Origin of the sequence: Microvirga lenta (assembly GCF_020532555.1) — a bacterium.
Lineage (GTDB): Bacteria > Pseudomonadota > Alphaproteobacteria > Rhizobiales > Beijerinckiaceae > Microvirga > Microvirga lenta.
This window is the reverse complement of record NZ_JAJBBR010000012.1, coordinates 1-25,298: the sequence shown is the minus strand read 5'-3', so window position 1 is coordinate 25,298 and position 25,298 is coordinate 1. Positions and strand designations below refer to the sequence as shown.

Here is a 25,298-nt window from a genome sequence, read left to right as displayed (position 1 = left end):
TCGTCCTGTGCATGCGCTAAGGCGAAGGGAATTCGTCACAGGGCTGAGCCACATACCGTCCCTCATCCTGGATGTCGTACTTGTGCGCGAACTTGCATGCCGCGCGAGCAGCTTCTGCCTTTCCCGTATCTTGCGCAGGAAGGTCAGGTCTTGGCACGAGGCAGAAGAAAGCCGAGCTTCCGTAGCCTCAGGGTAAGCCGACCTTCACAAGGCCACGCCCAACGGCTCAGTTTGACCGATGCTGTTGAAGAACTCGGTTGTGTCGGCGCGAGGGGTATGATTCCGTTCTCGTTATGATTTGCGGGGAGACGCAGCGATGATGGGGCGTCAGCGGAACGACCAAGCGCAGTTCTTCCATTCCTTTCACTTGGACGATCGCGTGCCCACCGGCCATCTCCTGCGCAGGATCGACGTCTTCGTCACCCAGGCGCTGGCTGGCATCCATCGCGAGATCGCAGCCTTCTACAGCCACACAGGCCGCCCCTCAGTTGATCCCGAGCTGATGATGCGCATGCTAATCGTCGGCTACTGCTACGGCATCCGCTCGGAGCGCAAGCTGTGCGAGGAGGTCTCGCTCCATCTCGCCTACCGCTGGTTCTGCCGGCTCGACCTGGACGACGCGGTGCCGGATCATTCGACCTTCTCGAAGAACCGGCACGGACGCTTTCGCGACTGCGATCTGCTGCGCCTGGTGTTCGAGCGCGTGGTCGGCCTCTGCCTGGCCACCGGATTGATCAAAGGCGAGGGCTTTGCCGTCGACGCAAGCGCCATCGAAGCCGATGCCAGTCGTTATCATGGCCTCGAGCCGGAGAAGATCGACTGGAATGCTGTCGAACGGCCAAGACGAGCCGTGCGCGAGTATCTTGAGGCCCTCGACGGCGCCGAGGAGCTCGAGGCCGGCCGCAAGGCTCCAAAGGTGATCTCACCCTCCGATCCGGCCTCTGCATGGACGGCCAAGGCCAACAAGCGGGTCCAGTTTGGCTATGGGCTGAACTACCTGATCGACAACGAGCATGCCATCATTGTCGATGTTGAGCCGACGCCAGCACGGACCTTCGATGAGGTGCGCTCCACCGCCACCATGCTCGAGCGCACTCAGGCGCGGTTTGGTCTCACGCCGAAGAGGCTCGCGGCGGACACCGCCTACGGAACAGGCAAGTTCCTGGACTGGCTGGTTGGCCAGGAGATCGAGCCGCACATTCCGGTCTGGGACAAGGGCAGCCGAGACGATGGCACCTTTGGCCGCTCCGATTTCAGCTTCGATCCGGATCTGGATCAGTACACCTGTCCGGCGGGCAAGACTCTGAAGCAGTTCCGGCGCAACTACGCGGTGGCGCGCACCGACAGCGCTCATGACGGCATTCGCAAGTACCGCGCCTCGCAGAAGGACTGCCAACCATGCGAGCTCAAGGCGCGGTGCTGCCCGAACATGGCCTCCCGCAACGTGTTGCGCAGTGTCCATGAAGAGGCGCGTGATCAGGCGCGTCAGTTAGCTGGAACACCGCAGTTCGCGACCTCGCGCAACGAGCGCAAGAAGGTCGAGATGCTATTCGCTCATCTCAAGACCACCCTGCGGTTCGAGCGCATGCGCCTGCGAGGTCTGACGGGCGCCGGCGACGAGTTCCATCTTGCCGCCATCGCTCAAAACCTGCGCCGCATGGCTCGGCTGACTGCGGCAGCGGCCGCCTGAGCAAGGTGATGGGCTGAGGCCCGGGGCCTCGGCTTCTGATCCTCTCGACCCCGGCCGCTAAGAAGCGAACGCCGGGTACCCAGCGGCTTGACCGGCGGAGTTCTTCAACAGCATCGACCCGGTGCAGACCTTCGGCCGGTGTTCCGGGAGGCATGGCCCGTGCGCAGCTTCGGTCTGGTCGTCGATGCCCTAGTGCCGGGGAGCGTTGACCTCTAGGTGCTGCAGTTGTCCGTTGCGGCGGTCATCGCGATGTTCCGGTTCAACGTCGGCATGATCCCGACGCTGGCGCCTGCTCGGCGGCTGGCATTGTCCTCTACCTGCTCAAGGTGATCGCCTGATCGGAGCCTTGGCCTTCCGGGAATGTTCAGGGAGGCCCGAGCCGGTCCTTGAGAAGCTGCCAGTCTCTCCTCGGCCAACTATCGCAGCAGGACGAGGCTGAGCGCGACCACCGCCATTCCGGCCACCATGCCATAGGCCGTCTCACGGCCCTGTGCATAGCGCTTGGCCGCCGGGAGCAACTCCTCCAGGGCGAGGAACACCATCGTCCCGGCGAGAACGCCGAACACAGTGCCGAAGGTGGCCGGGGACATGATTGGCGTCAATGCCACATAGCCCAGAACGGCACCAAGCGGTTCGGCCAGGCCGGACACCAGGGACGCCAGGACAGCCTTCGAGCGGCTTCCGGTCGCGTAGTACACCGGAACGGCGACTGAGACGCCCTCCGGAATGTTGTGGAGCGCAATCGCGACGGCGAGGGAGGCTCCAACCGCAGGATCGTCCAGAGTCGCGAAGAACGTCGCGAGCCCCTCGGGGAGATTGTGGGCCGTGATGGCCGCCGCCGTGAGCAGGCTCATCCGGGCGATGGTCGCCTTGTCCCGCCTGGTGGCTGCCGCGACGTCCGGATGCGGGTTGGGAACGAGCCGGTCAAGCAGCACCAGCAGGCCGATGCCGCCGAAGAATGCCAGGGTTGTCCAGGCGTAGCCGGCCTTGTGACCATAAATCTCGCCCAGCGAAGCCGCGGACTTCGGAAAGATCTCGACGAGCGAGACGTACACCATCGCACCACCCGCGAAGGCCAGCGCCAGCGCGAGATGATGCGAGTTCGTCTTGTCCATTCCCAGGACAAACAGGCTGCCCAGCACTGTGGCGAGACCTGCGCTGGCGCTGACGCCAAGCGCGACCAGCACCTCCGGCGTGAACAGACCGTACATCCTAACCGGGCCCGACACCTGTCACAGCTCGTCCTCCTGACTTGGCTTTGCACTGTCGGACGCCTGCGCGTCCTTTACGGTGATCCTGACCGTGTGGCTCTCCACCTTGCCGCTGGCGGACCGGACCTCATAGGCCACCTCGTCGGTTCCCTTGAACGTCGGATTGGCCTTGTAGAAGATCCCTTGGGCCTTCGGAGCCAGCTTCGGGCAGCGGGTGATCCGGCCCATCTTGAGGGTTCCGCTGCGCACGTTCAGCTCGCCATTTTTCGGCGGGGTCACCACCCGGATCGTCGGCAGCGGCCCGGGCGTGCAGTCCTTCTGCACATTGCCGTACACTCCGAGGCGCTCTTGCTTCCCGGCGACCACCTCGGCGCTCCGGAAGGCACTGTTGTTCTGAGCCCAAGCGGCGCCGTGAGGCACAGCAAGCGCGCCGGCACCGACAGCAGCCGCAACGACGAGGGATTTCACGGGGACCATTCAGGAGCTCCTTTCAAGGGGCGAAGGCGGGATGCTCAACGAGGCCGGTTTTGCCACAGCCTCGTTGAGCGAGATCTCAGTGCTTCTGGTCAGTGGATCCCGCCGCCTTGCGCCGAGAGGCCCGGCGCGAGAGCATGTTGAGGCTTTCGATCAGGGCCGAGAACGCCATGGCGGCGTAGATGTAGCCCTTTGGAACGTGCGCTCCGAATCCTTCCGCGATCAGGGTCATGCCGATCATCAGAAGGAACCCCAATGCCAGCATCACAACCGTCGGGTTGTTGTTGATGAACTGGGCGAGCGGATTGGCCGCGAGCAGCATGACCGTCACCGCGACGACCACCGCGATGACCATGATCATCACCACGTCAGTCATGCCGACGGCCGTGATGATGCTGTCGAGGGAAAAGACGAGATCGAGCAGCAGGATCTGGGTGATCGCCGAGCCGAACGTCATCGTGGCCTTCGCGGTGTCGAAGACGTCCTCGTTCGGGGTGGGGTCGACGTTGTGGTGGATCTCCTTCGTGGCCTTCCAGACGAGGAAGAGGCCGCCTCCGATCAGGATCAGGTCGCGCCAGGAGAAGGCGTGCCCGAACAGGGTGAAGATCGGTTCGGTCAAGGTCACGATGATGGCGATCGTGCCGAGCAGGCCGAGGCGGAGGAACAGCGCCAGCCCGATGCCGATCCGGCGGGCCTTCGAGCGCTGAGCTTCGGGCAGCTTGTTGGTCAGGATCGAGATGAAGATGAGGTTGTCGATACCGAGCACCACCTCCATGACGATCAGGGTCGCCAGTGCCGCCAGTGCCGTCGGGTCGGAAATCCAGGAGAAGTCCATCAGGTGTTCCTTCGGGTCCTATTGTCGGAATGGGGCGCTGCTAGTCCGGACGGCAGTCGGTCACATGCCACAGGCCCGACGGCGGCGAGGTGTAGGGCTCCACGTTGCGGCTCCTGCGCATGCGGAAGTCGACGAAGGCCCGCCCCAGGTCGTAGAAGGACACATGTCCGATCTCGCCGGCGGAGGTGGTTTTGAGGCCTTTTCCGTCCAGCAGGTGGAAGCTGGACCTGATCCCCGGATCCTGTCCCGCAGCGTCGGGGACGGATGTGATCGTTCCCGCGCCCGTGCCCCCATCGGCATCAACGCGGAAGCGGAAGGTTTCGCGGGTCTTGTGCACCGTCACGTCGAACACAGTGACGCCATCGACGCGGCTGCTGCGGATCTCAAAGCGCTGGGCGGCATATTTCGGTCGGAAGGTGGCGTTCTCCAGCTTGCAGGTTGCCGCCGTTGCCATGGAAGGCGCCAGGAGCATCAGCCCGGCGATCAGGGAAGCAAGACGCGTACGCATGGTCAGGCCGCCTCCTTGGTGTCGACGCGCGAGGCCAGGACCTTGTCGATCCGCCGGCCGTCGAGGTCGATCACTTCGAATCGCCAGCCCAAGGTCTCCACCGCCTCCCCCGTTTCCGGCATATGCTGCAGCTCGCCGATCACGAGGCCAGCTACCGTCTCGTAGTCGCGCCGCTCCGGAAGAGAGATCCCGAGCTGGTCGGCCATCTCGTCGGCCGGCATCCAGCCGGCGAGCAGCCACGAACCGTCCTCGCGCATCACCGCTTCGGGCTCCTCCTCGTGCTCGTCGGACCGGAAGGCGCCTGCGATAGCGTCGAGGATGTCAGCTGGTGTCACCACGCCGTCGAAATGGCCGTACTCGTCGTGGACGAGCGCCATCGGGACCTCGGCCTCCCGCAGCACCTCAAGGGCGTCGAGGGCATCAAGCGTGTCGGGGATGATCGGCGCCTTGCGGATATGGGCCCGGATGTCGAGGGGCTCCTCCCGCAGCGTGGCAGCCAGAAGCTCCCGAGCCTGCACCACGCCGAGCATGTTGTCGGGGTGGCCCTCGGCGACCGGGAGCCGGGAATGAGGCGAGTTGATCAGGCAGTGACGGATGCTCTCCTGCGAAGCATTGATGTTGATCCAGTCAACATCGGTTCGCGGCGTCATCACCCCCCGCACGGCGCGGTCGCCCAGGCGCAGGACGCCGGCGATCATCTTGCGTTCGCCGGTCTCGATCACGCCGGCCGTTTCCGCCTCGGCGACGATGGTCTTGATCTCCTCCTCGGTCACAGCGCTCTCGGATTCCGTGCTTTGCCCCATGAGGCGGAAGATCAGCTTGGTGGAGGCATCCAGGAGCCAGACCACCGGGGCCGCGATCCGGGAGATCAGCGCCATCAGGGGCGCGACGGCGCAGGCGATCCCTTCCGGATTCTTGAGCGCCAGGTGCTTGGGCACCAGCTCGCCCACCACGACCGACAGATATGTGATGGCAGCGACCACGAGGCCGAAGCCCAAGGGCTCCGCCACGGTATCCGGCACACCTTGAGCCTTCATGATGTCGGTGAGCATGGCACCAAGAGCCGCACCGGAGAAGGCGCCGGCGAGGACACCCACCAGGGTGATGCCGATCTGGACGGTGGACAGGAAGCGGCCTGGCTCCTCGGCCAATCTCAAAGCTGCGCCGGCTCCGGCGCGGCCGTTGTCGGCCATCATCTTCAGGCGGGCCTTGCGAGCGGAGACGATGGCGAGCTCCGACAGGGCGAAGAGACCGTTCAGGCCAATGAGAAATAAAGCGATGCCGAGTTCAAGCACGGTGCGTCAGGTGCCGCGGGCACCCCTCCAGGATTGGCGATGGTGTAGCTGCGGGGTTTACGTCGACGTCTGTCATCCGAGGATCACCCACAGCTGGTTGAGAAAGGCGTTGATGCCGGCGATGATCGCGGAGGAAATCGCCGCCAGGATCAGCAGGCTGCCGATGGCGGAAAGCCAGCCCACGAGCGTGGCCAGGCCATCCCGCTCCAGGATGCCTAAGGCGAAGGCTGCGATGGCGAAGGCCGGAGGAATGTTGCCGAACGGGATCGGTAGGAACAGGATGATCGCCAGCAGCAGGCAGGCCGCGCCGACGATCCGCTCCGGAAGCGGATGAAGCAGCACGCCGAGCCGGGGCCGCAGGAAGCGTTCCGCCCGGTGCAGAATCGGACTGAGCTTTGTTGTCAGCAGGGTGAAGAAGTCACGGGAGATCGACCGCTCACGGATGAAGCGCGGCATCCACAAGGTGGAACGTCCCAGCATCAGCTGGGCCGTGATGAAGAGCAGGGGCGCTCCGAGCACTGCCGACATGCCAGGCGGCAGCGGCAGCACGTTTGGCGCGGCGAACAGGAGCATCAGGGCGCCAAAGGCCCGGTCGCCGAAGGCATCCAGCACGTGGCCGATGCTGATGGCCTGGCTGGGCCGGTCGGCGAGGTCGCTCAGGACCTCGGAGAACCGTTGTCGGGGCTCCACAGCGTCGTCCGGTGACACGACGGTGGAGAGACTACTGGAAGGGTCGGGCATGGGCCTGTCTATAGTGGCTCACATTGAAGAACGCGAGTGGAGATGATCAAACGGTCGTCAGCAATCCTTGAGCGGTCCTGGCCGGAGCCGAACCGCTTGACCGATGATCGCCTTCGGCGATCATCGGTCCTCAGCGCCGCAGAAGGAGGGGGCTACTGCTGCGGCACGCTGATCTGGTGGCTGTCGTCAAGATCGCGGAAAGCGTTGCTGTCGTTCCTGAACTCCGCCAAGCCGTCGAGCTGGGCAACATCCATGTTGTGCAAGGTCACCCTCTCACTCTGAACGGCGAGGTTTTCCAGCGGGAGCGTAATCGTCTTGGCGCCGAAGCCGAGGAAGCCGCCGCGCTCGATGACCACGAACTGCTTCTTGTCCGTGTTGTTCTCGACCACACCTTCGATGTCACCGATCCCCTTTTCGTCCGCGCCGACGAGGTCCATGTCCTCCAGGGCGTCGACGGTGAGGATGCGTGCCGTCGCCCCCAGCATCGTCGTGGCCGTCGTGGAACCGGTAGTTCCCGGCGCCGGAGAGGCCGGGGTAGTGACAGCCGGGCTTGCGGCCGCAGGTGGGATCGGGGCCGTCTCAGGAGACGCGGTCTGTGCCATGGCTGGCGCAATCATAGTCATCAGCATGGCTATCGGTAGGACAAAGGTTCTGGTCATTTCATCTCCTAGATCCCCACTAGACCGTTCTGCCGGCGTGATGCGCCGGCAGAACGTTGGTTTGTGTTCGCTTTGAGGAGGCGGGTGGCCCGAAGTTAGGGTAACGCCCGCTTCGGCGTCAGATGTCTTCCTCGAAGCCAAAGTCGCCGCCGCCATCATCGAAGTCCTCGGCAGCCGCCTGTTGCGGCTCGACCTGACCGGCATCAGCGGCCTTGGCTTCATCACCCCCTGAGAAGGCACCGGCGATCATGTTGCCGAGGATCACACCGCCGGCGACACCCATGGCGGTTTGGGCGGCTCCGGCCAGGAAGCCGCCGCCTCCGCGGGAAGCCATGCCTCCCATGCCCGGTGCCATGCCGCCCATGCCGGGAGCACCGTGAGGTGGCATGCCGTGCATCGGCTGGGCTTGGTAAGGCTGCTGAGGCTGGGGACGGGACTGCCCGCCGCCGAAGAGGCCCGAGAGGAAGCCACCGCCTCCGGCCGGACGGCTGGCGAGTTCCTGCTCCAGCTGCTGGATGCGGCCCTGGGCGGCGCTCAGGGCCTGCTCCTGCACCACGATGGTCTGGGCCATGTAGTAGGGCGCATTCGGCTGCTGGTTGATCTGCGAGCGGATGAAGTCCGCCGCCTGCGCGTCCGGAGGCGTAGCTTGGCGCTCAACCTGGGCGATCTTGCCGAATAGCTGCTCGATGGCCTGACGGTCCTGATGGTCCATGTAAATTGATCCTTTCTGGCAATGGACGGAGGTTACTCTTCCCGCTGCCCGGTGAGGCTCAGCAGCAGCTGGAAGATGTTGACGAAGTTCAGGTAAAGCGAGAGCGCGCCGAACACGGCCATCTTGCTGTTGGCCTCGTGGCCGTAGCCTTCAGCGTACTGCTCCTTGATGGTCTGCGTGTCGTAGGCGGTCAGGCCCGTGAACACGAGCACGCCGATGATCGAGATCGCAAACTGCAGCGCACTCGACGCGAGGAAGATATTGACCAGCGAGGCGATGATGACGCCGATCAGACCCATGACCAGGAACGAGCCGAACTTCGAGAGATCGCGCTTGGTGGTATAGCCGTAAAGGCTGGTGGCGCCGAACATGGCAGCGGTGATGAAGAAGGTGCGGGCGATGCTCGCACCCGTGAACACCAGGAACACAGAGGCGAGCGACAGGCCCATCACCGCCGAGAAGGCGAAGAAGGCCGTGCGCGCGGAGGCCGCGGTCATCCGGTCCATGCGGAACGAGAAGAAGAAGATGAACGCCAGCGGCGCCAGCATCACCACCCACTTGAGCGGCGTCTGGAAGATCGGCACGTAGAGTGCAGGCGTCGAGGCGACGAAGAAGGCCACGAGCCCGGTCACCACCAGGCCGAGGCCCATGGTGTTGTAGACCCGCAGCATGTGCTGGCGCAGGCCCTCGTCGAAGACGGCGCCGCTCGGGCGGGCCATGGCGGTGTGCCAAGCATAGGGTGTGTTCATCGATGGTGTCTCCTGGAGGTTTACTGAAGCTTGCGGGACAGCCGGAGGGCCGCCCGTTCAAGGGCTTTGTCGCTGCCGGTTCCGGTCAGCGCGTAGGCGAGCTGACCTGTCTGCCAGTACACGGCCGTCGCCTTCTCGAAGCGGGCCGGCATCGGAGCGATCACGTCGAAGGCGGAAGCCTGGGCGGCGAACAGCGACACCCGCCCGAGGTCGCCGGCGTCAATGGCAATCTCGATGCTGTGGCCGTAGCGGGATGGGAAGATCTGCGCGTCCCGCACCTGCCAGTCCTCGGGCAGGGACGGGAGCCGGATCCCGGTCTCGGCCAGGATCTCAGCGGGGTCGTAGTCTTCCACCTCCGGCTGCGAAACCATGCGGGCCCGCAGGAGGCTTGTCTCATGCGAGTGCAGGGCATCCTCGACGAAGGCCGGCGGCTTGGGCGAGGCCTCGCTGTCGGTGACGCCCAGGCCAACCTGTCCGTGAGCGAACCAGCCGAAGCCGACGAGGGCCACGACGGCGGCGACCCGGCGGAGCTTCAGGCCCAGCTCCTGCCAGCCGAGAGCCCGCTCAAGTCGACCAGCGGCCACCAGCATCGGCTCGGTCGGACGGGGCAGGGGCGCCGCATGGAGCAGCCGGAGGGCGTCGCGATCCTTGAGATCGGCCATGATCCGCGCGGCGGCTTGCGGGTCGTGGGCAAGATGCTCCTCGACCTCGATCCGTCGGGCCGGGTCGAGCTGGTCATCGACATAGGCGAGAAGGTCGGCTTCAGTGATCGGGTCAGGCATCGGATCCTCCGACGACGCGCAGGCTTGGGCGCCTGGCTTCGGCTGACTGAGCATCGGCTCCCGCCTCGAACCCCCGCAGCGCGGCGCGGGCGCGCCCCAAGCGGGACATAAGGGTGCCGACCGGGATCTTCAGGGCATTGGCGGCCTCTTGGTAGGACAGGCCCTCGATGGCCACCAGGTGCAGGACAGTCCTCTGCTCGTCCGGCAGGCTCATGAAGGCGGCCTGGACCTGCTGAAGCCGCACCCGGCTCTCCTGCTCGGGAGGAGCCTCGGTGTCGATGAGGGCGGCGACCTGCTCCAGACGGCGGAATTCTGCTACATGGCGGCGACGATGATCGATGAAGGTGTTGTGCAGGATCGACAGCAACCAGCTGCGCAGGTTACCACCTGAGCGGAAGGAGCCGCGCCGCTCATAGGCGCGAACAAGCGCGTCCTGAACCAGGTCCTCGGCCTGCGACTCGTCGCGCGTCAGGGAGCGGGCATAACGCCGCAAGGGCCCGAGCATTCCGATCACATCCGTGCGTGTGGCGTCGTTCATGTGAGGTGTACGGAGCTGCTTAAGGGCTTAATCCGCATGCTTGCGAACATATTTGCGTCTGGAGTGATCATGCCAGCGCCTGTCTTGCCCGCGCGGCTGTTGCGCTGGTCTCGAAAACCGTGACGAGCCGGTCCAATCCGAACGGCTTGTGCAGGAAAATACCCTTCCGCAGCCGCCCCGGTGGCCCGGGAGCCAAGGCGGAGGCGTAGACTGTCGGCTTGTCAGGCCAGACGAAGCTGAAGGTGGCGCCGACTTCCCAGCCGTCGACCTCGCCGGGGAGTTGAACCTCACAATATAGGCCATCGAAATCGGCGGCGGAGATGAGGTCGAGAGCCGCCTCACCGGATCCGGAAGGAGCCAGCACAGCGTCATAGCCGGCATGCCCGAGGGTGCGGGCAATCAGCTCGCGAAGGTTTGCATCAGTCTCGACAACGAGAATGGTGGGCTGGGCTCCCTGAGGAGCAGTGGAATCCATCGTCGGATCCTCCAGTTGCAGTCGCGCTCGTGGGCGCAAGGGCAAGAGAAGGTGTCCGACATAGCGAGCAGCGACATGCTCGCCAGAGGGGCCCGGACCCCAGTTGTTCAAAGGTGAGGATGGCAAGGCTTGGGTTCAAGATCAGCCCGCCATCTGCCGCTGGGAGATGATCTTCCTAGCGGTGCTCGATGATCGTATACTCCGCATCGATCACACCATCCTTTGGCCGCTGCTGTGCCTGACGCATCCTGCGGCGGAGATAAATGCGCAGGGCGATGCCGCCGGCAAGCATCAATGGCAGGACGACGAACAGCCCAATGAGCAGGACAGCCAGAAGGGCAGCCGCGGCGCAAGCCAGAACAATGAGCCTTGTGAGACCGCCCCAGAACCGGTTCGTGCTGGCCTTGATGCCGTGACCGGCATAGTTCATCCGCATCGGCGTACCTCTTGCAACCGCCGCATGAAACCCGCCTGCGTCGCGAGTACGGCTCCATGCTGCCCTATGGCGGTATACGGAGCCGATGGGGCTATTAATCCCGAGATCAGGTCGGGCTTCGTCGGATAGCGAAGGCCTAAGGATTGCAGTCTCACGACAATGCTGCTGCCGGCCCTGCTGCCACATCTCGCAGACCGAAATGACGACTTATCCGGGCATTAGTGCCTGGAAGCAAAGTTCGGTGGCTGGAATGAATGAGTCAGCCCACATACCCGATTTGGATGCAGTCCGAGAAGGAATACGCAGCATCAAGACAGACGATGCTGAAATGGTTTGGCAGTTCCACACACGGCCTTCAGCGAAACTGGACGAACCCCGGAAGGTCCAAAGCTGGCCGATTTCGTTCTCTAATGGGTCAAGGGGGCAGCTCTCTGATCCTGAGCGATTGTGCGCTTCCAAAGGGTGTCTGCGTTCTCTACGTGCTCCAGGGCACTTGATGGGGTCAGTTGGAGTGGAGCGACTTGGTTGAAACCGCAGTCGGCCCTTGTCACAGGCCGCATGCGACAGAATCGGCGTCGTATTCACACCCTCCCTTGGGCAACGCTCCGCACGGGAGCTCGTCTCGACCTGTTTCCGCTGCTCCTCTCAGGCTGCTTGGAATGAGGTGCCGTGCCGGAGCATGGCATGCATGATAATTGCCAACCGGCGGGCGAGCGCCACGCGTGCCTTCCTCATGGTCGAGCGCCGGGCAATCCCCAGCGCCCACTCCTTGAGGGCCAGCACACCGCGGTAGCGCGTCAGCATCACGTTGGCGGCCTCGTACAACAGGGTTCGGACCCGTCGGTCGCCGCACTTGGAGATACTGCCCACGTCGTCGATCTCGCCGGACTGGAAGCGCCGCGGCACCAAGCCGAGATAGGCACCAACATCCCGCGAGCGGCGGAAGCGCTCCGGCGCGTCGACGGTGGCGACAAAGGCCAGGGCCGTCAGTTGCCCCACACCAGGGATGGTCATCAGCCGCTGGCAGGCCTGAGACGAACGGGCCAGCAGCCGCATGTCTCGGTCGATCGCCACAACTGCTTCGAGAACGGCCTTGCGGGCCGCGAGCAGGCCCTGCATGGCACCCGACAGACCCGCAATCCCTTGGCTGGCTCGTAGGACCTCGTCGCCAAAGCGTGGACTGAGCCCGCGGGGAAGCCGGACACCGAATACCACCGCCAGACCGCGGATCTGATTTTCCAGGGTGACGCGCTGCCCCACCAGCTTTTTGCGCACGATGATCAGGGCGCGCACCGCATGGGCCGGCAACGATTTGACGTGGACGGGCTTGAAGAAGCCGGTGCGGGCCAGATGCGCCAGCCCGCGAGCATCGTTGCGGTCGGTCTTGTGGGTCGCCAAGGACTTGAGTGCCTGGTAGGCCTGCCGGCTCTCGATGCAGATCACCGGCAGCCCGAGGGCGGCAAGGCCATGGAAGAGCATGGGCGCCATGCGGCCGGTCTCGAGCACGATCCTCTCGCAGGCTGGTGCCGTCTCCAGCACGGCGGCGATCGCTTCTGGGGTGCTGGAGGCCTTCGCCTCCAGAACAACGCTTCCATCCCGCTCGACCACACAGATGTGGGTCTCGTTCATCGAGACGTCTAAACCAGCGTAGTAGTCCATGGCTGCTCTCTCCTGTGCACGTGGCCTGCCGATCTTATCGGCATCCAGGGAGAGCCGCCCCATTACCAATGTTGAAAAAGTCCTCGTGATTGGCGCCGGTTCGTGATTCCCTGATCGGGCATTCTCAGCGGAGGATCGGGTCATGATGGGCGAGCGTCTCGTGATGCAGGAGGGCCTGTTCTACGAGTTCCGGCTTGAAGATCATGTCCCCTGCGATCACCTCCTGCGGCGCATCGACCGCTTCGTCGACGGCTCCGGGCTGCGCCAGCATCTCGCCGGCTTCTACAGCCCGACAGGCCGACCCTCCATCGATCCCGAGCTGATGATCCGCATGCTGCTAATCGGCTACTGCCTGGGCATCCGCTCCGAGCGGCGGCTCTGCGAGGAGGTTCATCTCAACCTCGCTTATCGCTGGTTCTGCCGCCTCGGATTGGAGGGCAAGGTGCCCGACCACTCCACCTTCTCCAAGAACCGGCACGGCCGCTTTCGGGAGTCAGACCTGTTCCGCCACCTGTTCGAGGCCGTGGCGCAGCGCTGCCTGGACGAGGGGCTGGTGGGCGGTGAAGGCTTTGCGGTCGATGCCAGCCTCATCCAGGCCAATGCCAACAAGCAGCGCTCTCTGGTGCCAAATTTTGACACCGGACCTGTTCCTGCTCACCCGCCCATGAGAACCCGCAAAACCCGTAACGTCTCGCTCACCCCTGAGCTTGAGGCCCTCGTCGACCGCAAGGTCGCCTCCGGCCGCTACCGCAGCGCCAGCGAGATCGTGCGGGCCGCCCTGCGGCTCCTCGACGAGCGCGAACGACGCATGGAGCGCAGACAGCAACTCCCGCAGGAGCTTCCTGATGCACGATAGGCTGTCCGGAGCGGCAGCTCCTATAGCACCCTATTTCCTCTCTGGCGGGGGCAGGATGGGCGCGCTGATGCGCAAAGGCTTGGCTCTCAAACAAGCGGTCACGGATCTCACCACGCTCGTGGAAGAACACCGCGCGTTTGAGCTTGTGGGCTGCCTCTCCCTTGTTCAAGCCAGCCTGACAACGCCTCCGCAGAGCAGGGTCCGAATACCACTCGATCATGAACAGCGTGCGCTCAAGACGACCGAGTTCGCGTAGAGCGCGGGCCAACTGACTGGGATTGCGAGAGGCGGCAAGCCGCTTAAGGATTGTCGAGGGAGCGATCGTGCGTGTCTGGATTGAGGCTGCCAGATGAAGGAGGTCGTCCCAGTACTCCATAATCACACTGGTGTTGATTGGCGCCAATGTGCCCCTGCAACGCCGGATAAGCATCCGACTTCTCGAAGGTATGGAGCTTCCGCTCCTTGAGGTTGCGCAGCCGCGGAGCAAACCGCCGGCATGTCAGGGCAAAGAGACCAAAGACATGGTCGCTGGCGCCGCCCGTGTCAGTAAAGTGCTCCTGGATGTTGAGTTCCGTCTCATGATCAAACAAGCCATCTAGCACGTAGGGAGCCTCGCTCTCAGAGGCGCTGATCGGTAGGATGCTGAAATAGCATATTCAACTGCATTCGGTTTAGGTGTTGGGGTATAGTAGGTGGGGCGGACGCGCCACCTGATGGACAAGCCAGAACCCTATGGAGTTGCCTCCCTCGGATCCGGTTCAGCGGAACGCACTTGGATCAGGAAGCCTCAGACAGTGAGACAACATGGGACAGAAGCAAATGGAGCTAAACTGACACGGTGTACACCTACTCACCTCCATGATGCGGGAAAGGTTGAGGACGCTGAGTAATGATGTCGTCCATGAACCGCTTGTCGTACCAACCTGAGCAACTCGGGTCAGTGAGGATAAGCATGATCAATCAGGGCAATGAGGATGACCTGGACTGTGCGACAACACCTTCCCGAGGAGCACAACACCATGGACGAAATTGGCGCCGACAGCGAGCGCGCTGAAGATAGCCAGGGCTTCGATCTGCGTTGGCTCGGCGCGAGGATTAGTGAAGAACATTGGCACTTCCACCGTCAACTCCTACAGCGCTACTCGATTGTGCTCGCACCAGGCGAACTTTCGCGGTTACACGCTGAAATCAAGGACGGCAAGGCTCCGCTGATCGAGAGGCGCCGGGATGGGACTGTAATCTATTCAGTCCGGATCAGAAGCGCTAATGAGCGCATCTATGTTCTTGCCGCGGGCTTGCAAATTATTACCGCGTGGCCCCCAAACAGAAAATTGAACGAGAAGCGGCGGCAGATTAGGAATCGCACCGCAGAACATGGCGCGGTGAATACCAACCTAGCAATGTAGACATTATCGACGCAGCATCCTCGAACGGGCGCACAGTGGTCGGGAGCCGCTCCAACCTGGAAGCACGGCTGCACGGTAGCCGGTCAAAGAACCGCGCTTTAGGCGAATGCAAGTCGCAAATCGGAATCCGTTTCCGCTAATTCATTCCAGCGGATCGAACGCGCGGCAGGTCATACCTGAATGATGGGACCACATGGGACAAGGGCGGACAGCATGGGACAGGATCGGACAGCATGGGACAACGGGAATATGGGCGGCACGGCGGAGGATCGGACAGCATGGGACAGCATGAGACAACATGAGACGCGCGGGGACAGCATGGGACAACGGCAGGTCAACCGGGATGACGGGCGGCACGCTTGGCACGTCGTCAGGTCGCTCCGGGTCCTTCCCGTCAGAACGGGCCACCGGGAGGCGCGCGGAGCGGGGTTCTTGAGAGTTTTCAAACTTTTTTTCGGATTTGTTCAGGGGTTTGCAACAGCGTTTCGCGCTTCAGGTCAAATGTTGCCAAAACCCCCTTTTGACAACACGTTTTGAGCATTGATTATCTTTTGTTTCCAAGCGGTTAGGAGGTTTCGGGGGTTTTGGCAACATCCCTAAGACCCACATTCTTGAATCTCTCTCTCTTTTTCGAGATGTCTATATGCCTCGGGGATGTTGCCAATGTTGCCAAAACCCTCAAAACCCCCTCGCAACATCGCAGATCACCGCCGCGCCAGGACTCGAGATGTTGTCCCATGTTGTCTCACGCGGCCAAAGAAAAACCCCGCCGAAGCGGGGCTCATCATCTCATTTGTCGAGTAGCTCCCAAAGCCGCGGGTTGACCTCGTAGACTTGCGTCGGCCTTCCACCTTTCTTGCTCGTCCGGTCGATAACGTTCAACCAACGGAGCGCCACGAGATAGAGAACCGCTTCCTCAACCCGCTCCTTATCCGTGCGTCCCGAGATGCCAGGAATGCCACCCTCGCGGCGCAGGTCCCGCACCTTGAACTCCTCGATCTCGTTGCTGACGATCCATTGTGCAATGCCCTTCGCAAGCTGCGCCTCCTCCGACGCTGCCCCGTGACCGAACACGCGCATCTGCATCGGCTTGATATAGCTCTCGCGGAACTCAATCGCCTTGCGCACGGAGTCGGCGCCGATCTCGGACGGTCCGAGCACGTCGTCATCGAACAGGTCTTCCGCCCACTTCAGGATTTCGAGGATCAGCGCCACGCGGGCGACCTGGCCCTCGGCCTTACCGTAGGCACCTTGCAGCTTCGTCGGCGCGTGCTTCTCGGACAGCTTGCGGCGGTTCGTCCACTCCTCGAACACGTCAACCGCCTTCTCCGTGAACGGGACCGGCACGGGCTCGCGGAGGCCGGTCTTCTTGTCCCGGCGCATGTTGAGTTCCGAGATCCGCTCGAACGCGCCGAGCGCCCGGCTCTCGATGATCTTGCCGCGGTTGAACGGCCGGAAGGTGTCTTCGGGCCAGAACGGAATGAAGCGGGCTTGCAAGCCGTCGTCCGTCCCTTGCACCATGTTGATGAGCGGATCGGGTTGGATGCCGCCGAGGATGCAGACAGAGAAGCGCGGCACGCGGACCGGCTTGCCGTCATCCTTCACGCGGTCCACGACGTAGGTTCCGCCGCCGTAGGCTTCGAGCCATGCCGGGCGATCCGACGCGCCGTTGCCGCCATAGCGGCTCATGTTGGTCAGCCAACCCGTCATCTCGTCGCGATAGTTGAGAAGACCGCGCTCGTTGCCCGCCAGGACGCGGATCATGGCTTCGAGTGTGGTGTCCGTGACGTAGGCGCGGCGCTTCGTCGGTTCGGGCGGAGCCTTGCACTCGGGCGACATTGGGCCGACGTCCTCGCCTTTCTCCAACGCCGCAACCATCTGTTGCTCCCATTGCTTGCGCAGGGTGTCGGCTTTCTTCTTATCGCTCTGCCAACGGCGATGAGCGTCCTGAAACTCAGGCTCCCAACTCGCTTCGAGGATGTCGAGCATCTTGATAAGTGGGCGCAGGGCGGGCGATTTGTTCGCGGATGGCGGGCCGATAATCTGACACCACACGACCGGAGGCTCGCGCCAACCGGAACGGACCTCGACCACGCGGGAATTGCCGATGGTAGAGCCCGCGACCGCCATAATACCGGCAGCGGCGTAGTCGATGGGGGCGGCGCCGTTGTTGGCGAGCGCCTCGATCTCATGTTGCCAGAACTTCGAGAAGATATGCAGCGGAAAATCGGGCGCATCATAGCGAGCCTGACGCAAAATCGTTAGGTCGGGATCGGTTGCCCGAGGCTTGACCGGCTCCTCCTTCGGCTTTTCGCCGGGAATCGGCTCCAAACCGTCCACCCATGCGCGCTTTTCCGCCCGCGTCAGCGGCTTCGGCCCGTCAAGCTCCTCAAGATCCTCGATGTCGGCCATGAGTTCGGCCTTCCGACGCGATTTTTTGGACTCTGCGATGATGGTTCGCAGCGTGACCGGGCGCTGGGTCTTGTGATTGAACGATTTCCAGTTGCGGCGACCGTCTTCTTCGTCCCAACGGTCGGGCATCTGCATCGAAAACCGGCGCCAAAGCTGATATGCGCGGTCGCACTTGCCGAAATTGTAGCTGATTGCCATGCCGACCCGAATCCACTTCGGCCGGTCATCGCACCAATCGGGATCAAGGTCCCCAAGCCACTCTTCAACCTCTTCATAGGTGACATCGAGCGGCTCCATCTCGCCACCCGCGGCATCTTCGTCCTCTTCGTCGCCCTGTCCGGTGAGATCCTTGAGGAACTCCACCTCGACGCACGGCAGTTCGGCGGTCGGGTCGATCTCGACCTCCCAACGGTAGGTTCCGCCGTTCGGGTGGATCGACGGTGGAAGGGCAACCTGCTTTCCGGTGCCGAACAGCTCGATTTCCCATTCCTGCTTGTTGGTGCCGGGGACCTTGTTCTCGCTCCTGGCGAGCTTCTTGCCCCGGAACGCCTTGTCCGTCATGAAATAGAAATGACGCGACTCTCCGCCCGAACCCGACAGCACGCACGGCCAGGACCACACCTTGTAGCCCTTGAACAGAGCTTCGAGACGTGCGAACGCCTCGTCGGCCAAGTCGGGGTTGCGGATGTCCACGTCGATGACGTGCAAAAACCGTCCGTCGATGACGGACTTCTCACCGAGCCGGATGCCGACATTATAGCCGGGCCGATAACTCGCCTTCAGCTCCTCAAGGGAAGCTCTCGGCTTTTTCGACCAATCTTTGCCGATGGGTTGCTTGGATCGTGGACGGAGCAGGATGACCGATGCCCCCATCCGAACGAGATGTTTGATGTCTTGAATCACGGTCCGCAGAGTGGTGGGTGCGGAGGGAGTCGCTAGTCTCTGGTCCGCGTGTGCAGGAATGCGGTTCTCATATGTTGTCATGGCTGCTTGAGTGTTGTGAGGACCACCGCAACTGGAACTCTTTGGGAGTGGAGACTGTGGTTGTCAGTCTCCACTCCGTCAGCCGAAGGTCTGCGATCAAGGCGCAATGCACCGTTCGCCGGATGCACTAGCTCCGTCGCTAGGATTGAGGTTCTTGTGAAAAGGAGAGGAGGCTCTTTAGAGCGTCGCACTTTCCATTTGCGCGAGATACTCCCCGACCGCCTCAGGTCGGTAACGGATCGGGCTTCGACGGCCGCGTCCCAGGCGGATCCAGGACGGGCCTTGTTTTTGCCCGCGCCACCAGATCAAAGTGGCAGGTGCGATGCCGAGCAACCCGGCGACATCCTCGGTGGTCAGAAGTCGCTCGAGACGCTCACTCCCCCGTGAGGCTGGGGCCTCATTTGAAGGTTTGCCGTTCCTCTTGGCTGATGATACCGCCGGTGTATCTATCAAACCCGAACGGAGCTTGGGGGACGTGCTAAGATGGTTCACTAATCTCATGGTCGAATACTTAATTGTGTGGCGCTTGCGGCTAAGCGCCAACGAGTGGGGTTCTCCGAAGACCATTTCCTAGAGTAAATTTGAGAAAGCAAGCCTTTGCTTATGTTTTTCCCACTCTCGTTCTGCTCATTCAGCGAACATCGCGCAGTATCCATTCGAATTTAGAGTGTATACGGATCAGATACGACTTGATGCAGATGGATTTTTGATGTTGAAGTGTCAACCTGATGTTGAATGCGGAATCCCGTGAGCCGCCTTTTACGAGCCGGGTGCGTGACTAAGTTATTGCCTAGAATGTGTTTTGGCAGAAAAGCACTTTTTGCTGGCTATGCGGTTCTGCATCACGGGATTCCCAAGGCTGCGGCGTCTGCTGGTCAAGGGTCGGGCAAAGTCCAAAGGCAGCCGTTTGACCGGCCCCGAGCAGGAATCCTGTGACTTGTGGTGATAACTTGCTCTCAGCGGCCGCAGCTCGGTTTCCGCGACCCGTATCTACGACACAGCCTCAGCGATTCGGTCGGGGGTGCGGCCGGCGATCTCGGTCAGGCTTGAGTCGAGACCAGCGACATGCGTGAGGAGGCGGTCCCAGGCGTCAAATGCGGCGCGCCGCTCCTTCAGCAGGGGAGCGCGGTTGTACACGCCCACGATGCCGCCGAACGTGCCCGAGATGTGGTTGATCGCGCGCTCGATCACCGGAATGTCGACTCCAAGCTGATCATGCGCATGCGTGACAAAGCTGCGGCGCAGATCATGCAAGGTCCAGTGGGGCAGGGGACCGGCTTTGGGATCCTCAGCACGCCGCAACTCCAGAATCTTGGCATCGAGCCGCCGCTTGGCCTTGGAGAGCGCGCCAAATGGGGTGCCGTGTGGAGTTGAGAAAACCAGGTCCCGACCGTATTGCCGTGAGGCGAGAATGGCCAATGCAGTTGGTGACAGCGGCACGTCATGCGGGCGCCTGTTTTTGGTCCGCGCTGCTGGCAAACGCCAGAGCCTCTCCTCAAGATCGATCTCGCTGTGGGGCATCTCCAGCACCTCAGCCCGGCGCTGGCCGGTCAGCATGAGAAAGCGCACGGCGGCGCCATAGGGGTCATCCACCTCCAAGGCTGCGCGGTAGATCAGCCCGAGTTCCTCCATCGAGAGGACCCGCTCGCGCCGCATGTCTCGGCCGGCCGGGGCGGTATCCCGGACCGGGTTCTCGTCACAAAGGCCTACGGACCTAGCCCAGGAGAACATCTTGCGGATCACCGCCCGGGCGAGATTGGCCTGCCGGATACCGCGCTCAGAGATGGCGTGAAGAGCGTCCGCGATGTCGGCCCGCGAGACTTCATCAAACGGCATATTGGCCAGCGGCTCAAACAGGCGCGTCAGGATGCGCCGGTACTCGGTTGCCGTCCTGGGTCTTAGGCGAGGGTCCGCATACTTGGCAAGGAACTCGTCGCGGACATCAGCAAAGCGCCGCTTGCGCACACGGTCCAGCTCGCTCTGGCGCTTCTCCGCCGAGGGATCTCCGCCTCGGGCGACCTGGCCCGCAAGGTCACGTGCCACCCGTCTGGCGTCCTCGAGCCCGAGCTTGCGCACATCGCCGATGGTGACCATCCGGGCCGGGGCACTCCGGCTGGCTCCAGCGCGGTAGCGGTAGACGTAGCGTCGCTGACCCGAGGGATAGACCCTGACGCCAAACCCTGGGGTGGTCTCATCCCAGGCGGCATATTCCTTGGCTTGGATTGGAAGAGACCCGACCCGACTGGCGGTGAACTTGAGACGCTCTGGCACGGCTTGCCCCTGATGTCCGTGCGCACCCCGTGCGCACGCTGCTTCGATGTTGCTGCAGCTTATTCGGGTTTGTTCGACTTATTCAATGCCGAAAACCCGAGTCTGAACAGATACTTAGCCAAAAATGCCCTGTGCCACAAGGACTCGCAGGGACTCGGTCGTTCTAACTTTTAATCAGCGGGTCGATGGTTCGATCCCATCCGCGCTCACCAATCCTCTCAAGGACTTAGCCACAGTTTTTGAGAGGATTGGTCGACTCTGTTTCCGGCGTGCCGGGCTCACCTGATTGTCCCCGTTCGATCCGGGTCGGGGCCTTTTCTCTTCCCCCGAAGTGCACCAAACTCCTCGATGTCGGCGATGCTGGTGCTCCACTTTCCGCCGTCGGCGCGGATGAGACGGATTGGGTGAGTTGACGCTGTTCGCAGTTCTAATCGTGTTCCCGCCGCAGGTTCGGCGCGGGGCGGGCCTCTAGATGATCCGCCGACCGGCCATACAGCGCGTTGCCAGGCAGCTCCTCAGCCTTCCAGCCGATCTCGTCAGGCCGAACCTCTCGGTGTTCCTGGCCGAGGGGCACGTGCGAGCCTGGGCCGTGGCGCTTGTCGCTGGGCTGCTGGCAGCCTGTGCCTCCGTCGCCTTCCGCCTCGCCCTCAACGCCGTCCAGTTCCTGTGGCTCGGGACCATGTCCGAGCGCGTGGTCAGTGCCGCGAAGGGCGTTGCCTGGCCGATCATCCTTGCTGCCCCCGCCCTCGGCGGGCTGGCTGTCGGGCTGATCCTCCTGTTCGTGCCGGGTCGGCGGGCCGGCGGTCCTGCCGACGTGATCGAGGCGCAGGCCCTCGGGCCTGACCGGCTGCGTCTTCGCGGCGGCCTGCTCGGAGCGGTTGCGGCCGTGCTGACGCTCGGATCGGGCGGGAGCGCGGGACGCGAAGGGCCGGTCATCCATCTCGGCGCCACCCTGGCTGCCGCTCTCGCACGATGGGCCAGGCTGCCGGAGCGGGAGGGTAGGGCCTTGATCGGCGCCGGGGTGGCGGCCGCCATCGCGGCCTCGTTCAATGCCCCGATCGCCGGCGCCCTCTTTGCCCTGGAGGTCGTCTTCAGGCGCATTTCGGCGGCGGCGTTGCCGTCCATCGTCATTGCCTCGGCGGTTGGCGCGATCATCGGCCGGTCGGTCTTCGGAGACTTTCCCGCTTTCGCCATTCCTGAACACCGCATCGCCTCGTCGTGGGAGTTCCCGGCCTTCGCGGTTCTCGGGGTTGTTGCGGCAGCGGTCGCCATTGTCTTTCAGCTGGCCGTGATGGGGGCCGAATGGGCGTTCCGGACCATCACCATTCCCCTCTGGTTGAAGCCGGCTCTGGGAGGGCTGTGCGTCGGAGCGCTCGGCGTCTTCTTTCCCGAGGTGCTGGGGGTCGGTTACGAGACGGCGGAGGCTGCGCTGATCCAAAGCCTTCCCCTCGGCCTCTTGATCAGCCTGCTTCTTCTCAAGACCGTTGCGACCGCCCTGACGCTCGGCAGCCGTTTGGCCGGTGGAGTCTTTTCTCCCTCGCTGTATCTCGGCGCGATGGCAGGAGCCGCATTCGGGATCATGGCCGCTTCTCTGGCCCCGGAGCTGGCCTCCAGCCAGGCCGTTTATACCATTCTGGGAATGGGGGCCGTGGCAGGGGCGGTCCTCGGCGCGCCGATCTCGACTACCGTGATCGTGTTCGAGCTCACGGGCGGATATGCCATGAGCATTGCCCTGCTGCTCACCGTCGCGATCGCCAGCACCCTGTCTCGAGCTTTCCTCGGCCGCAGCTTCTTTTTCCTGCAGCTGGCCTCCAGGGGACTCTTTCTCGATGTGGGGCCGCATCGGCGGGTTGGACGAGAGCTCACGATCAAGAGCCTCATCAGACCTCTCGGGCCGGACGAGTCCTTTTCGGAGGCCGAAGATTGCCGTCTGACCACGGACGACTCCATCGAGGCGGCGCTCAGGGCGTTCGATGCCTGTGGGCTGGAGAGCCTTCCTGTCGCCGATGCGCGGGATGCCGACCGGGTCGTCGGGGTTCTGGATCAGGCCGAGGCGCTCAAGGCCTTCAATACCGCCTTGATCGACGCCGTCGCCGAGGAGCATCGGTGACGATCTCCTTTGCTCGCCTTGCGATCCCATGACCGGCTCCCGCAGGCAGGCAGGACGGGCGGGCTCGCCGCATCCTCGTGAACTGTCTCGGAGCTCCGCCGTTTCACTGTTGTGACTGAAACCAGATTGTTCAATGTGAACCGCGTGATGCTGGTGACGACTGCCGCGCGGGTCGGATACGGCGCTCGCGGTGTTTTGTATCTCATCATCGGCGGGCTCGCCGTTCTGGCGGCTCTCGATCTCGGCGGAGATCTCGTCGGCACGCGAGGCGCCTTGCGGGTCCTGTTTGCGCAGCCGGCAGGCTATCTGCTCATCGGCGCCGTAGCGGGAGGGTTTGCATGTCTTGCCGTCTGGCGGCTGATCCAGGCCTGGGCGGATCCTTCCGGCTACGGCCGGGATTTGAAGGGGTTGAGCATCCGAGCCGTGCTTGGCGCAAGCGCACTTGTTCACGGTGCTATCGCTGTGTCCGCGGTTCGCCTCATGCTCGGTTGGGAGATTGCCGCTTTGGCCCATCCCGGTTCGGCCTTTGCGGCGTGGTTTGCGTCGATCCTGTCGGCTCCGCTCGGCCCGTGGATTACCGGAGCCATCGGAGTGGCGGTCGTCGGCGCGGGCGTGATCAAGATCGTCAAGGCATGGCGGGCCGAGTTCGACGATCACTTGGAATGTGGAGATTGGATCCGGCATTGGGCCATTCCCATCAGCCGGTTCGGCCTGACGGCGCGCGGGGTCGTTTTCGTTCTGATCGGCGCATCCATATGTCTGGCAGCGTACCAACTGAAGGCAAACCGGGCGAACGGGCTTGCCGGCGTGCTCCAATGGTTGGAGCAGACGCCTTATGGGTGGATCCTTCTCGCGGCTGTCGCTCTCGGACTTGCAGCCTTCGGCGTCTTCGGTCTGATCGAGGCGATGTACCGCCGGATCGGTGCCCAGGATATCGACTGACGCAGCAACTCGCTTGCCGTTGATCAATCCAGTGTCCGGCCAATCTCCCGCAGGTTCTTGTTCACCTCCCTGAGACCGAAAACGAGCGCCTGAACCGGGAGGGGATCTCCCGCCTTGGGAGCATCGTCCGCCGGTTCCTTCGCGGCGAGGCGCTCCACGATCTCCGTCATTTTGTCCAGATGCTCCATGGTGGGCGCAGAATCGCGCCCCTGCAGGTGTCCGGCGACTTCACCCAGATAGGCGCAGGCCTCCTCCTGGATGTTGCGAAGGGCCGAAGCCATAGCAGCGGACCACGACGGATCTATCCGCCGGTCGCCCTGGATCACACGGTCCAAAATGATCAAGGAGTGCCACAGGCGCTCGAGGGCATGGACGAACTCGTTGAGCGATGGGCGGTTGTTCCGTCCCAATCGCGCCCGGTCTGCCATCTCGTGAGCTCGCTTCACATCGGTCAGGAAGCGGCTATGGATCGAGCCGAGCTCGCGCTTGCGCGGGTCCAGCGTCTCATCCAAAGCGACCTGCAGGAGGTCGGAACAGCTATCGAGAGCCCCTTGCGCCGCTTTGATGGCCCTGTACCGGGCGCTTTGCGGCCAGACTCCGAAACCGGCGGCCGTACCGACCAGCGCTCCGAGCATAATGGCGATGCCACGGTCGAGCGCGCCGCCCCAGACATCGGAGCTCGGCTCAAGCGCTATTGCGGCAGCGGCAACGACGCCGAAGCGCAACCCTGGCCACGAGCGGGCGAGCGCATTCACCACGAGCGCGGCGGCGCCGAGGCGCAGGATAGTGGCGAACTCACCACCGATGAGCTGCACCGATGCCAAGCCGACAGCCGTGCCGAGCGCGGTTGCCCCGATGCGGGCGCTGGCAGCTCCGAGAGTTCCGTCGCTGCTTTGCTGCACGACGAAGAGAGCCGATATGACGCCCCAGGATACCTCTGACAATCCAAACTGGGCCATCAGAAGGTAGGTTGCGATTGCGGCGACCGCGCTCTGCAGGCCGAGCCGGACCGAGTCCCGAAGCGTTTCGGCGCGAGGCCTCTTCAGAAGGGTCATCCATCCTCTGTACCACCGGCCTGTTGAGGCATTGGCAGGTTCTCTGGCGGAAGGGTCTTTCCGACCGGAATTGGAGGAGGAATGTACCGTTATCGGTCGCATGATTCTGGTGGCTTCGATTGTGGTGACGACATCCGAACGAGCCGCAATGCTCGGCAACTGCGCCACTTCGGTGGTGTGAGGGACTAAGCGGGCAGGCACAGCAGGAGTAATGTACGGCAGCTTGCCTGGTTCCGACGGCGCAAGGTTACGGCAATTCGACGTTGGCGCCGGTGCGTGCGTGAGCCGTATCTCAGGACCGGGTTTTATCTCGCTGTCTGCTGGTGTGCAGCAGCTTGGCGGCAGCGCGGGAAGCTTCTTGTCCTACGACGAACGCCGAGTGTCATGTGGCGTACCAACTTCTGTGATGGGCGGGAGCGGGGGGCGGAACGTCGGAGGAGTCTGAACATTCATTCACCGAAGGTCGAGCCGGGACACTCGAGGCTCTCTCCGGGGGCG

At 63.1% G+C, this 25,298-nt stretch carries 23 protein-coding genes and 2 pseudogenes; 6 read left to right on the top strand and 19 right to left on the bottom strand.

Annotation, left to right across the window (positions count from 1 at the left end; all coding sequences use genetic code 11):
* The first annotated feature begins 316 nt into the window (after positions 1-316).
* Entirely contained in the window at positions 317-1,690 is a 1,374-nt protein-coding gene (locus LGR44_RS17135; protein ID WP_404809944.1) for an IS1182 family transposase, read from the top strand.
* A gap of 416 nt (positions 1,691-2,106) precedes the next feature.
* On the opposite strand, the gene zupT is transcribed toward LGR44_RS17135, so the two are convergent.
* The 14 genes from zupT to LGR44_RS17065 all read right to left on the bottom strand — a co-directional run bounded on the left by zupT (position 2,107) and on the right by LGR44_RS17065 (position 12,764).
* A complete protein-coding gene (gene zupT / locus LGR44_RS17130) occupies positions 2,107-2,919 on the bottom strand; it encodes a zinc transporter ZupT (protein WP_226741927.1) in 813 nt (270 codons plus the stop codon).
* A 3-nt stretch (positions 2,920-2,922) separates the two neighbouring features.
* On the bottom strand, positions 2,923-3,378 hold the full coding sequence (locus LGR44_RS17125; RefSeq protein WP_226741926.1) for a 4-aminobutyrate aminotransferase: 456 nt from the start codon (positions 3,376-3,378) through the stop codon (positions 2,923-2,925).
* 76 nt (positions 3,379-3,454) lie between these two features.
* The gene (locus LGR44_RS17120; RefSeq protein WP_226741925.1) at positions 3,455-4,210 is read right to left on the bottom strand and encodes a TerC family protein; all 756 of its coding nucleotides are present in this window, start codon (positions 4,208-4,210) and stop codon (positions 3,455-3,457) included.
* Between the two features lie 40 nt (positions 4,211-4,250).
* Positions 4,251-4,718: a hypothetical protein gene (locus LGR44_RS17115; RefSeq protein ID WP_226741924.1), complete on the bottom strand. Its 468-nt coding sequence runs from the start codon at positions 4,716-4,718 to the stop codon at positions 4,251-4,253.
* Positions 4,719-4,720: 2 nt separating this feature from the next.
* The gene (locus LGR44_RS17110) at positions 4,721-6,013 is read right to left on the bottom strand and encodes a hemolysin family protein (RefSeq protein WP_226741923.1); all 1,293 of its coding nucleotides are present in this window, start codon (positions 6,011-6,013) and stop codon (positions 4,721-4,723) included.
* 72 nt (positions 6,014-6,085) lie between these two features.
* Positions 6,086-6,754: an exopolysaccharide biosynthesis protein gene (locus tag LGR44_RS17105; RefSeq protein WP_226741922.1), complete on the bottom strand. Its 669-nt coding sequence runs from the start codon at positions 6,752-6,754 to the stop codon at positions 6,086-6,088.
* 152 nt (positions 6,755-6,906) lie between these two features.
* Complete coding sequence (locus LGR44_RS17100) at positions 6,907-7,356, bottom strand: PRC-barrel domain-containing protein (protein ID WP_226741921.1); 450 nt, start codon at positions 7,354-7,356, stop codon at positions 6,907-6,909.
* Positions 7,357-7,531: 175 nt separating this feature from the next.
* Complete coding sequence (locus tag LGR44_RS17095) at positions 7,532-8,125, bottom strand: DUF2076 domain-containing protein (RefSeq protein WP_226741920.1); 594 nt, start codon at positions 8,123-8,125, stop codon at positions 7,532-7,534.
* Positions 8,126-8,157: 32 nt separating this feature from the next.
* The gene (locus LGR44_RS17090) at positions 8,158-8,874 is read right to left on the bottom strand and encodes a Bax inhibitor-1/YccA family protein (protein WP_226741919.1); all 717 of its coding nucleotides are present in this window, start codon (positions 8,872-8,874) and stop codon (positions 8,158-8,160) included.
* 20 nt (positions 8,875-8,894) lie between these two features.
* Positions 8,895-9,656: an anti-sigma factor family protein gene (locus LGR44_RS17085; protein WP_226741918.1), complete on the bottom strand. Its 762-nt coding sequence runs from the start codon at positions 9,654-9,656 to the stop codon at positions 8,895-8,897.
* A complete protein-coding gene (locus LGR44_RS17080; protein WP_226741917.1) occupies positions 9,649-10,194 on the bottom strand; it encodes a sigma-70 family RNA polymerase sigma factor in 546 nt (181 codons plus the stop codon). Before LGR44_RS17080 ends, LGR44_RS17085 begins: the two co-directional genes overlap by 8 nt.
* Before the next feature lie 67 nt (positions 10,195-10,261).
* On the bottom strand, positions 10,262-10,669 hold the full coding sequence (locus tag LGR44_RS17075) for a DNA-binding transcriptional response regulator (RefSeq protein WP_226741916.1): 408 nt from the start codon (positions 10,667-10,669) through the stop codon (positions 10,262-10,264).
* Between the two features lie 175 nt (positions 10,670-10,844).
* Positions 10,845-11,105: a hypothetical protein gene (locus LGR44_RS17070; protein WP_226741915.1), complete on the bottom strand. Its 261-nt coding sequence runs from the start codon at positions 11,103-11,105 to the stop codon at positions 10,845-10,847.
* Between the two features lie 645 nt (positions 11,106-11,750).
* A complete protein-coding gene (locus tag LGR44_RS17065; RefSeq protein ID WP_226741914.1) occupies positions 11,751-12,764 on the bottom strand; it encodes an IS110 family RNA-guided transposase in 1,014 nt (337 codons plus the stop codon).
* A gap of 142 nt (positions 12,765-12,906) precedes the next feature.
* Between LGR44_RS17065 and LGR44_RS17060 the strand changes: the two are divergent.
* Positions 12,907-13,383 (top strand): annotated as a pseudogene (locus LGR44_RS17060) (transposase); the annotation flags it as partial.
* 45 nt (positions 13,384-13,428) lie between these two features.
* Positions 13,429-13,620 (top strand): type II toxin-antitoxin system ParD family antitoxin, encoded by a 192-nt coding sequence (locus LGR44_RS17055; protein ID WP_226742082.1) that lies wholly within the window; start codon positions 13,429-13,431, stop codon positions 13,618-13,620.
* Between the two features lie 73 nt (positions 13,621-13,693).
* Here LGR44_RS17055 and LGR44_RS17050 read toward each other — a convergent pair.
* Positions 13,694-14,270: pseudogene (locus LGR44_RS17050) on the bottom strand (Tn3 family transposase); the annotation flags it as partial.
* 369 nt (positions 14,271-14,639) lie between these two features.
* On the opposite strand from LGR44_RS17050, the gene LGR44_RS17045 reads away from it, so the two are divergent.
* Positions 14,640-15,026 carry a hypothetical protein gene (locus tag LGR44_RS17045; protein WP_226741913.1) on the top strand — a complete coding sequence of 129 codons (387 nt, stop codon included), beginning with the start codon at positions 14,640-14,642 and terminating at the stop codon, positions 15,024-15,026.
* Between the two features lie 789 nt (positions 15,027-15,815).
* Here the strand turns inward: LGR44_RS17045 and LGR44_RS17040 are convergent.
* The 3 genes from LGR44_RS17040 to LGR44_RS21985 all read right to left on the bottom strand — a co-directional run bounded on the left by LGR44_RS17040 (position 15,816) and on the right by LGR44_RS21985 (position 20,693).
* On the bottom strand, positions 15,816-18,341 hold the full coding sequence (locus tag LGR44_RS17040) for a DUF3987 domain-containing protein (protein WP_226741912.1): 2,526 nt from the start codon (positions 18,339-18,341) through the stop codon (positions 15,816-15,818).
* 258 nt (positions 18,342-18,599) lie between these two features.
* On the bottom strand, positions 18,600-18,923 hold the full coding sequence (locus LGR44_RS22055; RefSeq protein ID WP_226742081.1) for a helix-turn-helix transcriptional regulator: 324 nt from the start codon (positions 18,921-18,923) through the stop codon (positions 18,600-18,602).
* Positions 18,924-19,412: 489 nt separating this feature from the next.
* The gene (locus LGR44_RS21985) at positions 19,413-20,693 is read right to left on the bottom strand and encodes a tyrosine-type recombinase/integrase (protein WP_226741911.1); all 1,281 of its coding nucleotides are present in this window, start codon (positions 20,691-20,693) and stop codon (positions 19,413-19,415) included.
* Between the two features lie 472 nt (positions 20,694-21,165).
* Between LGR44_RS21985 and LGR44_RS17025 the strand changes: the two genes are divergently transcribed.
* Both LGR44_RS17025 and LGR44_RS17020 read left to right on the top strand, forming a co-directional pair.
* The gene (locus tag LGR44_RS17025; RefSeq protein WP_226741910.1) at positions 21,166-22,803 is read left to right on the top strand and encodes a chloride channel protein; all 1,638 of its coding nucleotides are present in this window, start codon (positions 21,166-21,168) and stop codon (positions 22,801-22,803) included.
* Between the two features lie 135 nt (positions 22,804-22,938).
* A complete protein-coding gene (locus LGR44_RS17020) occupies positions 22,939-23,745 on the top strand; it encodes a DUF1206 domain-containing protein (protein WP_226742080.1) in 807 nt (268 codons plus the stop codon).
* 23 nt (positions 23,746-23,768) lie between these two features.
* On the opposite strand, the gene LGR44_RS17015 is transcribed toward LGR44_RS17020, so the two are convergent.
* Complete coding sequence (locus LGR44_RS17015) at positions 23,769-24,800, bottom strand: FUSC family protein (protein ID WP_226741909.1); 1,032 nt, start codon at positions 24,798-24,800, stop codon at positions 23,769-23,771.
* Positions 24,801-25,298: the final 498 nt, after the last annotated feature.